Below are 14,581 nucleotides of genomic sequence, written 5' to 3' on the forward strand. Positions count from 1 at the left end.
AGGCCCACCATTTCCGAGCCTCCTCAGCGGCAATGGGTTAACTGCTGACCGCAGCGATTCGCTTCGCACGACGGTTCTGTTTGCCAATCAGAAACACCAACAGTGAACCGATTGCGGTCAAGGCGCAGAGCGGCATCAGTGCGATAGGAAAACTCCCGGTCTGATCACGCAGTACCCCGATCACCGAACTCATGGCGCCCGTACCCAAATGGGCAAAGGTATTGATCGCTGCAATTCCCGTGGCCAAAGTCGCCGGCGGCAGGGATTCGGAGCAAAGCGCCCAGAACGGTCCCTTGATCGCATAGTTACCCATCAATACGAGCGTCAGCAGTATCAGCGTGATGGTCAGGGAGTCCGTGAACAGCGTGGCCGCGAAGCTCACTGCAGTAATGGCCAGCGGTATAGCAGTGCTCTTGATCCGTTCCCCGCTCTTGTCCGCACGCAGTCCCCAGAAAATCATGAAAGCGGCGGCTATGCCGAACGGAATCATGTTCAGCAGACCCGTTTGCATGTTGGACAGTTGGAAGGATTTCAGGATCTGCGGCATCCACAGCGACAGCGTATTGCTGGTTGCCGAACTGCCCATGTAGATAATCGAAAGTACCCATACATATTTGTTGGTAAATACAGCCTTGAGGGTGCTGGTTACGCTATGAACGGGCTGAGGAATTGTGCTTTCGCGCGTGGCCTTATCGCTGTTCAGTTGCTCGCTCAACCAATCCTGTTCCTGCCGAGTCAACCATTTCGCTTCGCTTGGCCGATTTGGCAACACTTTCAGCGCGAGCAATCCCAGCGTGATGGCGGGAATTGCTTCAAGCATAAGCAACCATTGCCATCCCTTGAAGCCTGCCACACCGTCCAGTTGCAACAGCAGGGCCGACACAGGTGAGCCGAGAAAGTTGGAGAGTGGTATTGCCACCATGAACAGCGCAACTATTCGAGCCATGTACGCTTTGGGGATGCACTGCGTGAGGTAAAGAATGACGCCGGGAAAGAAACCGGCTTCGGCTGCACCCAAGAGGAAGCGGGAAATCGAATAGGATATCGGCCCGACCGCAAATGCCGAACAGAAGCCGACGATTCCCCAGGTGATCATGATGCGCGCGATCCACCGCCGGGCACCGAAACGCTCCATGGCCATGTTGCTGGGCATTTCGCAAAGTACATAAGCAACGAAAAACAGCGTGGCGCCGAATCCGAACGCACTGGCCGTCAGGCCGATGTCCTGGTTCATGGTCAGGGCAGCAAAGCCGATATTGACCCGGTCAATGTAGGCGATGAAATAACAGAGCACGAGAAAGGGAATCAGGCGAAACCCCAACTTGCGCATCGTCGAACTTTCAATTTCAGCATTGGAAGGCTTGTTCATGGAAACCCCTCTTTTGTAATTGGAATAGGCTGACCCTGTGCAGAACTTCTCGATGCGGCACGAGAGGTTTGACTGCAACGTCACACTTCAAACGTTCTGTATGTTTTCGTTAATGGGTGAGATGAATGGTTATCTGCAAATACACGCGTCAGTTTTAGCGTTCGCCTTTTGCAAAACCGAATAACCTTCGAGGTGCTTGCACCAGCAACGAATAACTAAGCTGCGTCGAACACTCCAGGGCTTGCAACTGATCGATTACTGTGCCGAAGCCGATGCTTTGCTCATGCTGCGTGTGCGGCCAGTCGCTGCCCCACACAAGCTGGTGAAGGCCGAAACTTTGTTCCAACAGCGGTAATGCCATTCGAGCGAAATTGATGTTCTGTTGCGGCGTACCTCCCAAGCGATAGATTCCCGATACCTTGATCCAGATCGACCCTTTCGAGCCCAATTCCAGTAACTCGCAAAACCCCGGCTGATCGACGCCCGAACGGGCATCCGGCCGGCCGAAATGATCAATCACCAACTTCAAGCCGAACGGCGTCAATTGATGGATCAGTCCCGGCAGATCCTTTACCTCCCGATGCAATTCCACATGCCAGTCAAGATCAGCGATGTGGCTGAAAAACTCTCTCCAGGCACTGTTACGAAAATCAGGTAACGCCTTGCCCATGAGGTTCAAGCGAACGCCGACCACGCCCTGGTGATCCATCTCATCCAACGTGGCGCGACTGACGCCTGGTTCCAGCACGACCACGCCTCGCAACTGCTCCGGCGCTTGTCTCAACGCCGCCAGCAGGTAGCTATTGTCGGTCCCGAGAAAGCTCGGCTGCACCAGTACGCCATGACTCAAACCATGAGCACCCAGATGGTTCAGATACTCGGCAAGCAGGGCATCGTAGTCAGGGGCGTAGCGCCGTGTAGCGGCCAGGCTCAGTCCCCGACTAAAGACATGCGCATGGGAATCGATGCCAGTGATCGATGTTGAACAGGTATCAGACATGGGTTTCATCTATCGCAAGTAAGGATCATCACGCTCGGGCGCTCTCGCCGTTAACCGGGATGGATGGGGTTGTGGCTTCGAGACTGCGACCACGGGTTTCCGGCAGGCAGAGGGCCGCGACTACCGCCACGCCATAGGCGATCCCGGCGTCGATGCCAATGGCCGAGCCCAGCGACATGGAGTCACTCATATGGCCGACCAGAAACGGGAACACCGCAGAGAGCACTCGGCCGAAGTTGTAGCAAAACCCCACGCCAGCACCGCGCACATCCGCCGGATACAGCTCATTGAACAGTGCACCGAGGCTGGCCGGAATGCCCGCCGCGAAGAAGCCGAGCGGAAAACCGAGGAACAGCATTTGGGTATTGGTCAGGGGCAGGAACACGTAGCACTGCACGGTTACCACACAGCACAGGGCGAACAGCACGATGTTTTTGCGGCGGCCAATACGATCGATCAAGAATCCGCTGACGACACAGCCACACCAGAAGGCAATGATGATCACGGCCAGGTAGCCGCCGGAGTTCAGCACCGACAGGTTGCGCTCGGTCTTGAGGAATGTCGGCAGCCACGTCATCACGGCGTGGTATCCGCCATGTGCGCCCAGGCCCAACAACCCGCCGAACAGCGTTACGCGGATCAGCTCAGGACGGAAAATACCGGCCAGGGATTTGAAGAAATTCTGAGGAATGGCGTGTTCTTTCTGCAAACGCTGGAAGCTGTCGGGCTCCTCGACATTGCGGCGCACCCAGAGGATCAGGAATGACGGCAGCAGGCCTACGATAAACATCACACGCCAGGCCATGTCTTGCGGTACGAACGTATAAATCAGTGCAAATACCCCGACCGCCAGACCCCAACCGACGGCCCAGGCACTTTGCACGGTGCCCATCACTTTGCCGCGATATTTCGGGTTGATTGTTTCGGCCATCAGTACCGCACCCGCAGCCCACTCACCGCCAATGCCGAAGCCTTGCAGTGCCTTGACCATCAGCAACTGATGGAACCCGGTGACGAAGGCGGACAGAAAGGTGAAGAAAGAGAACCACAAAATCATCCACTGCAACGTACGCACCCGGCCGTAGCGGTCGGACAACGTCCCCCCTACCCATCCGCCGATGGCCGAAGTGACCAGCGTGACGCCGCTGATCAGCCCGGCATCGCCCTTGGTCAGGGCGAACGCAGCGATCAACGCCGGAATGGCCAGGCCGAACATTTGTACTTCCAGAGCATCCAGCGACCATCCGCCGAAGCAGGCCCAAAACGTTTTGCGCTCCCGAGGAGTGACTTGGCGATACCAGCTGAACATGATTTCTTATCCTTATAAGTGAAACGTGAGGCAGCCGAAAGCGAACCGCGCCGCTACGAGGCCAGGCATGGCGAGCAAGACGATGAAGCCGGCGCAGATCAGGCGCCGATGAGCGATCCGCTATTGAGGCAAGGCGCTAGCGAATATCCACGCTGTAACGGAAATGCTCGGCATGCCCACGGGAGCGACGCCATTCCAGAGGCGTCCCGGCGTAGTCACGCGCCAGACGCTCGATCACCACCACGGGACTGTTGACCGGGACTTGCAGTAATCGCGCATGCACGTCGTTTACAGACTCGGCGGTGAGCGTTTCTTCGGCAGAGGCGACGACCTGACCGCAGACCTCTTCATAAATCGGGTAAAGCAATGGCCCTTTTCGGCTCAGATCAATTTCCAGCAGCGGCTGAAAACGGTTGCGAGGCAGCCAGATTTCTTCGGCAAGTACCGGCTGAACATCGAGAAGACGTACGCGAACAATGCGAATAACCGGTGCGTCGATTGCCAGGCCTAACGTTTGGGCCACCGCCGAAGGTGCAACCACCGGCTCAATCGACAAGATGCGGCTCTGCGGCACCTGGCGTTCGCCCGCGGCCGTCTGGAAGCGGAAAAACCGGAACAGTGAAGATTGAAACTGCGGCCGGCGAACGAAGGTGCCCCGACCTTGCTGACGCTCCAGAACGCCCTCACTGACCAGCGCGTCGACCGCTTTGCGTACGGTGCCAGTCGACAGTTGGTACTCCGCAGAAAGTGCGGCTTCGGTGGGAATGGCCTCCCCCGGACGCCAACGATTGTTGGCAATCTGTTCGGCCAACTGATCTCGCAGGCGTTGATAAAGCGGTAGCCGGGCATCACTGGATAGAGAATTCATCGACTTTACTCATCTTGTTATCTAGTCATGTATATGAATTTTAGGCGAGTATTCTCCTGATGCATTTTTCTGTCAAGAAGGGTTACCGAACCTGGCTGACGAACGGAGGGCGATAACCGATTCAAGCAGCGCAATGCCGCCTCGGCAGTTCTTGTCGCTGGGTCTGCGAAGCTTGTCCAGCAACGACCTTATCTCTGGCTACTGAGGTGTACATGCCTTGTAGATCAGGCTGATTGGCCGTGTGGTATGGCTCAGCGGGAGCAGCCCTCTGATGTTCCGAATCGGTCGAATCTTGTTTGCTACGTGTTGAACGTTGTCGCCCGGAAATAGCATCCCTGGACGATTGTTGTCCGTCGCGACAGGCAGCTGTCGGCCAAAAGCGGACCGAGTGCAATATCCGCTTTTGGCCGATCTCTGCTTTTCGCCACTGGCAGCTTCACGCCCTGAGGAAGTCAGTCAACCTAAATCGAGGTTCTTCAGGAGCGGTGAACCGCGCTTCCTCAAGGCATTCAAATAGGTCGTTTCATCGTAGAGCGTCCTGGTCTGCCAGCACCGATATAGAATCCGAATCCACTTAAACGCGAGTGCGCGTACAGCAGCTTGATAGGTGCTCCCTTTGGCGCGTTGCTGCCGGTAGAAAGCTCCAGCCCAAAAGGATTTATTGATGGTCTGCCCCGCCCATTCCACAAAGGTCTGACGAAGAAATGTTGGACATTGCCAGCGCCAATGCACCCAGCTCTTCTTACCGCTCCGTTCCGTCACCGGGGCAATGCCTGAGTATTTTTGCAACTCGTCCGCGCCATGGAAACGCTCACGTTGCTCTCCGAAGGCTGCGAGTAAACGTGGCGCTAGATGCGGGCCTGCGCCCGGCAAGCCACGAAACAATGCGTAATCCGGTAGTGCAGAAGCGACCCGCTCGACTTCCTTATCGAAGCGATCGATCACCGTGAGGACGGTGCGTAGTTGCTCCACCAACGCGAGGGCGTGTAAGCGGCAAGGCTCGATAATGCCGGCATCTTCTGTGAGCGCAGATGCCGCACGAATCGACGCCAAACGCGCCTCGATCAATGTGGCGCGACGCCCGTTGTGGGCATAAAAGAACGCCTCAAGCGTGGTTTTACGCGCCCGTTTGGCTGACAGGAGTGTCGGCCAGCGAGTGAGGAAATCGCAAAACAACAGAGTGTCTCGCTGCTCGAACCATTCCAGTGCCTGCGGGTAATATTGCTTGAGGGTGTTGCATAAACGGTTGGTAAAACGCGTCTTGTCGTTGACCAGATCCCGGCGCTGTTCGATCAGGCTAAGCAGCGAACGCATGGCCACACTCTGCGGCCTGAGCGCGGTGAACCGTTCAGGATGGCGAAGCAGTAGATCGAGTGCTAACTCCGCATCGGTGGGATCATCCTTGGCGCGACTCGGCTTGAACGCCACGCGATATTTGGCAAGCGTCGAGGGATTGATCGGGAACAGCACGAAAAAGTCATACTTCAGCAGAGCCGACACAATAGGCCCTTTGGCCAACTCCAGAGCTACAGCGATAGGGCCACCGAAGCGCAGGTGCAATGCCTTGGCCCACTCATCAATGCGATCAACCTGGTGCGGAATACAGTCGAACTGACGATGATTGTCATCCCCAGCCTGTAGGCAAATATCATGTTTGGTATCTGCCCAATCAATGCCGACATAGGCTGTGAAGTGCTGACTCAAGGACGCTGTCACGTGAACCTCCGCAAGCGATAAAATAGCTGCTAGGGACATGCATGCTTGCGTTCAGCGAAGGCAATATAGTGAGCCGGTGCGACGGCGAACCCTGAGTATTCGTTATCGAGCGCAAGCGCACCTGTAGACTCGGAACTAAAGCTGCAAACGTCATGCGTTTGGGTCGTTTTATTCGTAGTCTACAGGTGCATGTTCCACCCTCGCTGACAGCTACCTGCCAACCGTTACCAGTATCGATGAAGGTGGGACGGACTATCTATAAAGGGTCACTCTCTGCCGGTCATGGTTACGAAGCGTGCTGGTCAAATCCGATGCAATCGGTGGTCAGATCGAATGCAAACGGGAGGTCAAGTGGTAACTATTCTTTTCACTTATGGTCAGGTCAATAGTCGCTCACTTACTGCCATTTGATCCCGTCCACGGGCTACCAGCCATCGATGGAAGTCGCGACAGTGGGCTTTATCGAAAGCATCTTTGGCACCCACTAAAAAATACGACGAAGGCATTTGCAGCCCCTGCGCGAACGGCATGATCAAACGCCCATCCGCCACGGCATCGGCAATCATTGAGTATTGTGCCAATACCACGCCCTGCCCAAGGATCGCCGCCTGGATTGCCATTGACGACAGTGAATAGACACGATAACCGTCACAAATCTGAGAACAGTCGACTTGTTGCGTGCTGAACCAATCTCGCCAGGAAGGTGGGGAGGCGAACTTGGGCAACCAATCGATAGACAATAGCGGATAAGCCAACAGATCTGCCGGAGTCCGTAACGGCATATCGGCACGCAACATGTGAGGGCTATAGACCGGAACGACACAATCGCGGAACAGCTCGATGGCGTGCTCGGTTGCTGCATAATCTCCGTATGTCACCCGAAAATCGATTTCATAGCCGTCAGGTGAGGGTTCCGCATGGCTGCCATCAAGGAACAGATTAATATCCGGGTGGTCGCTCTGCCAAGTGTAGATGAGCGGAGCCAGCCAATCTGAAAGCAGCGATGGCAAGGCACTGATTCGCAAGTTGGTGGCACTCTTCGCTCGCTCGACCTCTACCTGAGCAATACGCAGCACTTCAAACGCCGCCACGCAGCTATCGTGGTATCGCTGCCCCGCAGCAGTCAGGCGAATACGCTTGCCCACCCTGAAGGTCAAGCTCATCCCCAGACTGTCTTCCAGCAATCTCATTTGCTGACTGACAGCCCCTGCCGAAATGCCCAATCGCCTTGCCGCTTCGACAATCCCGCCGAAGCGTCCAACAGCTTCAAATACCTGTATGGCCCGTAGAGAAGGCAAGTTGTTCATAGGCACCTCCAGAAAAGCGAGTGCGAATTAATACTTTAGCTCAGCTACACAAAGCAACAGTTTTAGGCATCTTTTCGAATGTTCAGACTCTCGTATTCTGGTCCTACCAGCGCTGCTGATTGCAGGCAGCGAGGGCAACACGATGAGCCTTGCACCCTGACCTTGCATTAGCCCTGCGCACACTCCAATGACTAAAAAAGGCAAAGAACAATGAAAAAAATAATTCTCGCCACAGTATTTGCTCTCGCTTCGACTTACGCGTTCGCCAACGACATGAACACGCTTCGCTTCGGCGTAGATCCGACCTTCGCGCCTTTCGAATCGAAGGAGCCCAGTGGTCAATTAATCGGTTTCGATATTGATCTGGGTAATGCCATTTGCGCTCAGCTCAAGGTCAAGTGCGTCTGGGTCGAAGTCGCTTTCGACAGCATCATCCCGGCACTCAAGGCGAAGAAGTTCGATGGCATCCTTTCGGCGATGACGGTCAACGAAAAACGCAAAGAAAATATCGCGTTCTCTGACCGGCTCTACAACTCACCCAATCGTCTGATCGCCAAGGCTGACAGTGGTTTGCTCCCCACCGTGGAGTCGCTCAAGGGCAAGCGTGTCGGCGTCGCCCAAGGCAGCACTCAAGAAGCTTACGCCAAGGCAATCTGGGCACCACACGGCGTTACCGTTGTGTCTTACACCAATCAAGACCTTCTCTACCCAGACCTTGTCAGCGGCCGTATCGATGCCACCCTTACAGACGCGGTCGTCGCGGATATCGGCTTTTTGCAAACACCGCAAAACAATGGGTTCGCCTTTGCCGGCGACACTGTTCAGCATGAAGAGCTACTAGGCCAAGGGATTGCGATTGGGCTGCGCAAGGATGACGAAAAACTTGTCCAGGCTATCAATGGTGCGCTTGCAGAAATACACAAGAACGGAACTTACGACGCGATTCAGAAAAAGTATTTCACCTTCGATATCTATAACTGAGTCCTTGTCCTGGCGGGCTCTGATCTCCATGCATGGGTGATCAAGAGCCCTGGCCATGCCCCCCCGCGATTCCCCCTGATTTCAAAGCCTCTAAATAGACGGTTTACGGACCACTATTGCCGAAGGAGAGACAGAACATGTTTTTACAGGGTTATGGTGCGTTGATTCTCGAAGGTACTTTCGCAACCATCAAACTGGCGTTGCTCTCGATGTTGCTGGCTGTTTCGCTCGGTTTAATCGGTGCGTCGGCAAAGCTTTCCAACCGGCGCCTCTTGCGAGTGTTGGCAACAGGTTACACAACGTTGATCCGCAGTGTTCCTGATCTGGTGATCATGTTGCTGTTGTTCTACAGCCTGCAAATTTTGTTGAATGTTTTTACCGAACGGATGCACTTCGAGCAGGTTGATCTCAATCCATTTGTTGCCGGGGTTTTTACCCTTGGTTTCATCTACGGCGCCTATTTCACCGAGACGTTTCGTGGCGCCTTTCAGTCCGTACCTGGCGGCCAGCTTGAGGCCGCTATCGCTTATGGAATGAGTCGTCGACAACTATTTGTGCGGGTCCTGTTCCCACAAATGATGCGCTTCGCACTTCCAGGCATCGGCAACAACTGGCAGGTGCTGATCAAGGCGACCGCGCTGGTCTCGATTATCGGTCTTATCGATATCGTCAAGGTCACGCAGGATGCCGGCAAACACTCGATGCAACTGTTCTACTTCAGCCTGATCGGCGCTCTGATTTATCTAGTGATTACCACCCTGTCCAACGGCATCCTGATGTGGCTGGAGCGCCGCTACTCTGCCGGTGTCAGAGGGGCGCAGCTATGATCGAAATCATCCAGGAGTATTGGCAATCCTACCTCTGGTTCGACGGCTATCAACTGTCCGGCGTTGCCATGACGTTGTGGCTGCTGGTGGTTTCCATCGCCATCGGCGGCGTCTTCGCTGTGCCACTGGCAGTGGCACGCGTCTCAAGAAATCCGTTCATCCGTGGGCCCGTCTGGTTCTATACCTATGTGTTCCGGGGTACGCCGCTGTATATCCAGTTGCTGCTTCTTTACACCGGCGTCTACAGCCTGGAAATGGTCCGCTCCCAACCGGAACTGAATGCCTTCTTTCGCGAAGGGATCAACTGCACGTTACTGGCTTTTGCCCTCAACACCTGCGCATACACCACAGAGGTTTTCGCCGGTGCGATCCGCGCCACACCTTACGGTGAAATCGAAGCCGGACGCGCTTATGGCATGTCCAGCTTTACCTTGTATCGACGAATCATTTTGCCGTCTTCGCTACGTCGTGCGCTGCCGTACTACAGCAATGAGGTGATCCTCATGCTGCACTCCACCACCCTTGCATTCACCGCCACCGTTCCTGATCTGCTCAAGGTCGCCCGTGATGTGAACTCGGCCACTTACTCCTCGTTCGAGGCATTCGGGATAGCGGCGGTGCTCTATGCCTTGATGGTGTTTACCCTGGTCTGGCTTTTTCGTCGCTGCGAAATCCGCTGGCTGGCTTTCTTGAAACCTCAAGCTCATTGATCTGCCGCTACCTGGAGAGCATCGATAATGTACAAACTGAAAATAGATGAGTTGTACAAGAAGTACGGCCCTCATGAAGTCCTCAAGGGTGTATCGCTCAAAGCAAAAGCAGGTGATGTCATCAGCATCATCGGTTCGAGCGGATCGGGCAAGAGCACCTTCCTGCGCTGCATCAACTTCCTCGAACAGCCCTGCGCCGGGCGAATTACCGTGAACAACGAGGAAATTCGCACGAAACAGGATATCAACGGCGCCATGAGTGTGGCCGATCCGCGCCAACTGCAAAAAATACGCACCAAACTGTCGATGGTGTTCCAGCACTTCAACCTGTGGCAGCACATGACGGTGCTGGAAAACATCATCGAAGCGCCCGTTCATGTCCTTGGCATCAAGCGCAAGGAAGCTGTGCAGCGAGCCCACCAGTACCTGCGCAAGGTTGGCCTGGACTCAAGCGTGGACAGTAAATATCCCTCGCATCTCTCGGGCGGTCAGCAACAGCGCGTGGCGATTGCGCGTGCGCTGGCGATGGAACCGGAAGTGATGCTTTTCGACGAACCGACGTCAGCACTCGACCCGGAACTGGTCGGCGAAGTGTTGAAAGTGATGCAAGCGCTTGCAGAGGAAGGCCGAACCATGGTCGTGGTCACCCACGAGATGGGCTTTGCCCGCAACATTTCCAACCACGTCATGTTCTTGCATCAAGGTCGCGTAGAAGAAGAAGGACATCCCGGCGAAGTATTGGTCAACCCGAAAAGTGAACGATTGACCCAATTTCTCTCCGGCCGCTTGAAATAGCGCTTCGTTCAAAACCCTCGCACCGGACGCTCCATGAGCGTCCGGTGCCAGCGATCGACAAGAGATGACCATGAGCATAGGTTTTCCCACGCATCCGAGTTACAACAGCCAACGCGAGCAATTTCTGGCTGCCGCTAAAGCGGCAGATGCCAGCCTGACAACCTACCCCCACCCATTGAACGGGCCCTTTGGCGAGCCACTGAGTACCGATGTTGCCTGGCTTGGCGATCCACGCGCCAGCAAAGTGCTGGTCGCCCTCAGTGGCACCCACGGTGTTGAAGGTTACTATGGCTCGAACTGTCAGATCAGATGGTTACAGGAATTCAACAAAAGGACCCTGCCTGCCGATGTCGCGGTGCTGATGATCCACCTCATCAACCCTTGGGGTACGGCCTGGATGCGCCGCGTCAATGAAGACAACATCGACATCAATCGCAACTATCCGGACTTCACTCCAGGACTGCCCGATAACCGCCAGTACGAGTCACTACACGCTATCTATGCCTGCGAACAGCTGTCGGGGCCATCGCGCGAAAAGGCCGACGCCCTGCTCGACGATCGCGTTCGCACAGAAGGCTGGGCAGCGGTGATGTCGATTGTCGAGGCCGGCCAGTACAACCACCCTGACGGTCTTTACTACGGCGGACAAACTGCAAGTTGGACGAACAAAACCCTGCATACGATTTTGCAGGAGCACCTGCACCGCTGCGACACGGTCATGAGTTTTGACCTTCACACCGGCGCCGGGGACTATGGCCACCCCATGCTGATGACGATTGCCCAGTCCTCCTATCCAGCGCTTGCCGATGCTCAAGCGATCTATGGGCCTTGGCTGTACACCCTGATCACCGGACCTGGCAGCCAGAGTGATACGGGCGTAGCCGCAACAGCGACTGGCTACACATCACAAGCCATCATTGACGCGCTACCGCACGTACACTTGATGCCATTCGTCATTGAATGCGGCACGTATCCGGGAGAACAGATCCATACCGTTTTGCGCAACGACCATTGGTTGCACCTGCACGGGGATTTCACGGATCCAGTTGCCGGGCAAATCAAACGGGAGCTGCTCGAACAGTTCTACCCAGCCGATCTTGATTGGCAAGCCGTCGTCTGGCAGCGCACTCGACAAATATGGGAGCGTGCCTTGGTGGCACTGCCACTCATTCAGCCTCCATCCCACCCATAAATCCCGGCCCACCACAACGGCCGAAATCCATCGCGATACCCCACATTCAAGACTGCCTTGCGCGGTCTTGAATGCGTTGCCTGAGGCAAGTTCAAGTCCAGGTTCCGCGCACTCATTCAATCCTATGACCCGTTAGTAGATCTAAACTAACAAACAGATTTAGACATCTATTCTTACTCAAGCAGATCCTCGTAACCTGTCCTCCTTGTTAGCCAACGTTCGCCAGCACAGGGCGAACAACAAAATAATAAGGAGAAATGCCCATGTTTTTGCGAAACGCATGGTATGTAGCCGCCAGTGAAGCCGAGTTGGGTGAGGATCTCTTCCCGGTGACTCTTCTCAGTGAGTCTGTGGTGCTTTACCGCAAGAGTGACGGCACCCCGGTAGCCCTCGAAGATGCCTGCCCTCACCGCAAGCTGCCACTGTCAATGGGGCGTCGCAAAGGTGATGACATTGAATGTGGTTACCACGGCTTGACCTTCGACTGCTCGGGTAGCTGCGTCCGCGCACCCGGTAGTCAACGCATTCCCCAAGGCGCCAGGGTTCGCAGCTACCCCCTGGCCGTGCGCTACGGTTTGATCTGGATCTGGATGGGTGATCTCGAACTGGCAGACGAAGCGAAAATTTGTCACGTGCCTGAATGGGGTGACCCCGCGTGGGGGCTCAATCGCGGCGACAGCATGGTTATCCCGTGCAACTACCTGTACATGACCGACAACCTGCTGGACCCCGCACATGTCGCGTGGGTGCATCAATCTTCCTTTGGTAACGCAGCCTGCGCAGAGGAACCGTTGCAAACCACGGTAACCGATGTCGGTGTAATTGTTTCGCGCTGGATGCGCGATGTCGAGGTGGCACCTTTCTATGCCAAGTTCGTCAAGTTCAGTGGTCATTGTGATCGCAAGCAGCACTACGAAGTGCACTACCCGTCCCAGGCCATTATCAAGGCGCTGTTCACGCCAGCTGGAACGGGTAGCGATGAAGGTGAACTGCACGAACTTGTGTTCCTGATGAACTCCTACAATTTCATGACCCCGATCGACGAATCGAACACGCGTTACTACTGGTTCCAGGTCCGTAATTTCGATACCGAGAATGAAGATGTATCACGCCAGTTCGACGAAGACGTCCGACACGCCTTTGCCGAAGATCGGGTAGTGCTGAGTGCTGTGCATAAGGGCATGGCTAGTAAAAGCACGCCCAACATCGATCTGGCTTCCGACTCGGGGCCGCTACGTTTTCGCCGTAACCTCGATAAGTTGATTGCCCAGGAACAGGCTGGCAGCTTGATTCCGCTCACCCAACGGCACACTGCGGAACAAAAGACGGAGGCATGAGATGGGCACTCAACTGCAAACGCTGTCCTCCTCTGCAGGTTTCAAGACCTTCCGGGTGATTGAAAAAAAACAAGAGAGCGCAGTCATCACCTCCTTCGTCCTGACGGCGAGCGACGGCGTTTCCAACCTGTGCTTTCGCCCGGGGCAGTACCTCATCGTTCGCCTCGCCCTGGACGGCGGTGTCAAGGTGCTACGCAACTACAGTCTATCCGGAGACGCCAATGACCTTGCGCGCGTCCGCATTTCGGTCAAACGTGAGCCTGCACCGTTCGACCAGCCAGAACTGCCACCGGGTCAAGGGTCCAACCACCTGCACGACCATGTGCAGATTGGCGATTTCCTGGAGATCGCCGGTCCCACTGGCACCTTCGTGCTGGACGAAGAAAGCCCCAGGCCAGTGGTGTTGTTCAGTGGTGGCGTGGGACTCACTCCGATGCTGAGTATGCTCCATCAACTGAGTACACATTCGTCGCGCCCGGTGTATTTCATCCATGCCTGCGAAAATGGAGCGGTACATGCTTTTCGCGATGAGGTTTTGGCACTGGCCAGCCGTCGCCCAGGGATCAGCGTGCATTTCTGCTATCGCAACCCGAATGCCGACGATCAGGCCAGCGCGGCCTTTCACAGCCAGGGTCTGGTAAGCCGAGAAACCTTGCAAAGGCTTCTTCCACTGGACGACTACGACGTCTATCTGTGCGGCCCCCGGTTCTTTATGCAGGCGAACTGGCGCCTGTTGCGCGACCTCGGGATTGCCAGCCAACGCATTCATTATGAGTTCTTCGGCCCGGCGACAATCCTCGAAGAGGATGAAGTCGTACCAGTGGCGCCCCCTCCTCGCGCGTCGCCTGTACTCAAAGCGCCGACCGCGTCGATTGAAGGGGCCCTGACCGTGGAGTTTCTGCCATCGGGTAGGCGCGTGGCATGGGATCAGAGTTGCCAATCACTGCTCGAACTTGCCGAACAGAACGGCCTGACTCCGTCATTCAATTGCCGCGCAGGCCTGTGTAACACCTGCCAGGTCACCCTGCGGAAAGGTTCTGTCGAGTATTTCGAAGAGCCATTGGATACCCCTGAATGCGGCCGAATTCTGCTCTGTTGCACCCGCCCGACCACCGCGGTGACGGTGGACCTGCGGCAGTAATCGGCCCAATCACGATCAACACCGCTACC

General features: G+C 55.6%; 13 protein-coding genes. 7 read left to right on the plus strand and 6 right to left on the minus strand.

What is annotated here, in order from left to right:
• Nucleotides 1-37: 37 nt before the first annotated feature.
• From BJ917_RS04050 to BJ917_RS04075, 6 genes are all read right to left on the minus strand, one after another.
• On the minus strand, nt 38-1,369 hold the full coding sequence (locus BJ917_RS04050) for an MFS transporter (RefSeq protein WP_121102095.1): 1,332 nt from the start codon (nt 1,367-1,369) through the stop codon (nt 38-40).
• 154 nt (nt 1,370-1,523) lie between these two features.
• Nucleotides 1,524-2,369 (minus strand): amidohydrolase, encoded by an 846-nt coding sequence (locus tag BJ917_RS04055; protein ID WP_121102098.1) that lies wholly within the window; start codon nt 2,367-2,369, stop codon nt 1,524-1,526.
• 28 nt (nt 2,370-2,397) lie between these two features.
• Complete coding sequence (locus BJ917_RS04060) at nt 2,398-3,678, minus strand: MFS transporter (protein ID WP_121102100.1); 1,281 nt, start codon at nt 3,676-3,678, stop codon at nt 2,398-2,400.
• A 136-nt stretch (nt 3,679-3,814) separates the two neighbouring features.
• The gene (locus BJ917_RS04065) at nt 3,815-4,546 is read right to left on the minus strand and encodes a GntR family transcriptional regulator (protein ID WP_121102103.1); all 732 of its coding nucleotides are present in this window, start codon (nt 4,544-4,546) and stop codon (nt 3,815-3,817) included.
• A 456-nt stretch (nt 4,547-5,002) separates the two neighbouring features.
• The gene (locus BJ917_RS04070) at nt 5,003-6,262 is read right to left on the minus strand and encodes an IS110 family transposase (RefSeq protein WP_246218870.1); all 1,260 of its coding nucleotides are present in this window, start codon (nt 6,260-6,262) and stop codon (nt 5,003-5,005) included.
• Between the two features lie 377 nt (nt 6,263-6,639).
• Entirely contained in the window at nt 6,640-7,569 is a 930-nt protein-coding gene (locus tag BJ917_RS04075; RefSeq protein WP_121102109.1) for a LysR substrate-binding domain-containing protein, read from the minus strand.
• Nucleotides 7,570-7,779: 210 nt separating this feature from the next.
• Here BJ917_RS04075 and BJ917_RS04080 point away from each other — a divergent pair, with 210 nt between their 5' ends.
• The 7 genes from BJ917_RS04080 to BJ917_RS04110 all read left to right on the plus strand — a co-directional run bounded on the left by BJ917_RS04080 (nt 7,780) and on the right by BJ917_RS04110 (nt 14,552).
• Nucleotides 7,780-8,550: an ABC transporter substrate-binding protein gene (locus tag BJ917_RS04080; protein WP_008017331.1), complete on the plus strand. Its 771-nt coding sequence runs from the start codon at nt 7,780-7,782 to the stop codon at nt 8,548-8,550.
• Nucleotides 8,551-8,687: 137 nt separating this feature from the next.
• A complete protein-coding gene (locus tag BJ917_RS04085; protein ID WP_121102112.1) occupies nt 8,688-9,377 on the plus strand; it encodes an ABC transporter permease in 690 nt (229 codons plus the stop codon).
• Nucleotides 9,374-10,087: an ABC transporter permease gene (locus BJ917_RS04090; RefSeq protein WP_008017327.1), complete on the plus strand. Its 714-nt coding sequence runs from the start codon at nt 9,374-9,376 to the stop codon at nt 10,085-10,087. The genes BJ917_RS04085 and BJ917_RS04090 overlap by 4 nt, the downstream gene beginning before the upstream one ends.
• A gap of 27 nt (nt 10,088-10,114) precedes the next feature.
• Nucleotides 10,115-10,882 carry an ABC transporter ATP-binding protein gene (locus BJ917_RS04095; RefSeq protein ID WP_008017326.1) on the plus strand — a complete coding sequence of 256 codons (768 nt, stop codon included), beginning with the start codon at nt 10,115-10,117 and terminating at the stop codon, nt 10,880-10,882.
• Between the two features lie 70 nt (nt 10,883-10,952).
• A complete protein-coding gene (locus BJ917_RS04100; RefSeq protein WP_121102115.1) occupies nt 10,953-12,074 on the plus strand; it encodes a DUF2817 domain-containing protein in 1,122 nt (373 codons plus the stop codon).
• A gap of 263 nt (nt 12,075-12,337) precedes the next feature.
• On the plus strand, nt 12,338-13,411 hold the full coding sequence (locus BJ917_RS04105; protein WP_121102118.1) for an aromatic ring-hydroxylating dioxygenase subunit alpha: 1,074 nt from the start codon (nt 12,338-12,340) through the stop codon (nt 13,409-13,411).
• Nucleotide 13,412: 1 nt separating this feature from the next.
• Nucleotides 13,413-14,552 carry an FAD-binding oxidoreductase gene (locus tag BJ917_RS04110; RefSeq protein WP_121102121.1) on the plus strand — a complete coding sequence of 380 codons (1,140 nt, stop codon included), beginning with the start codon at nt 13,413-13,415 and terminating at the stop codon, nt 14,550-14,552.
• Nucleotides 14,553-14,581: the final 29 nt, after the last annotated feature.

Origin of the sequence: Pseudomonas sp. WPR_5_2, from assembly GCF_003634475.1 — a bacterium.
Lineage (GTDB): Bacteria > Pseudomonadota > Gammaproteobacteria > Pseudomonadales > Pseudomonadaceae > Aquipseudomonas > Aquipseudomonas izuensis.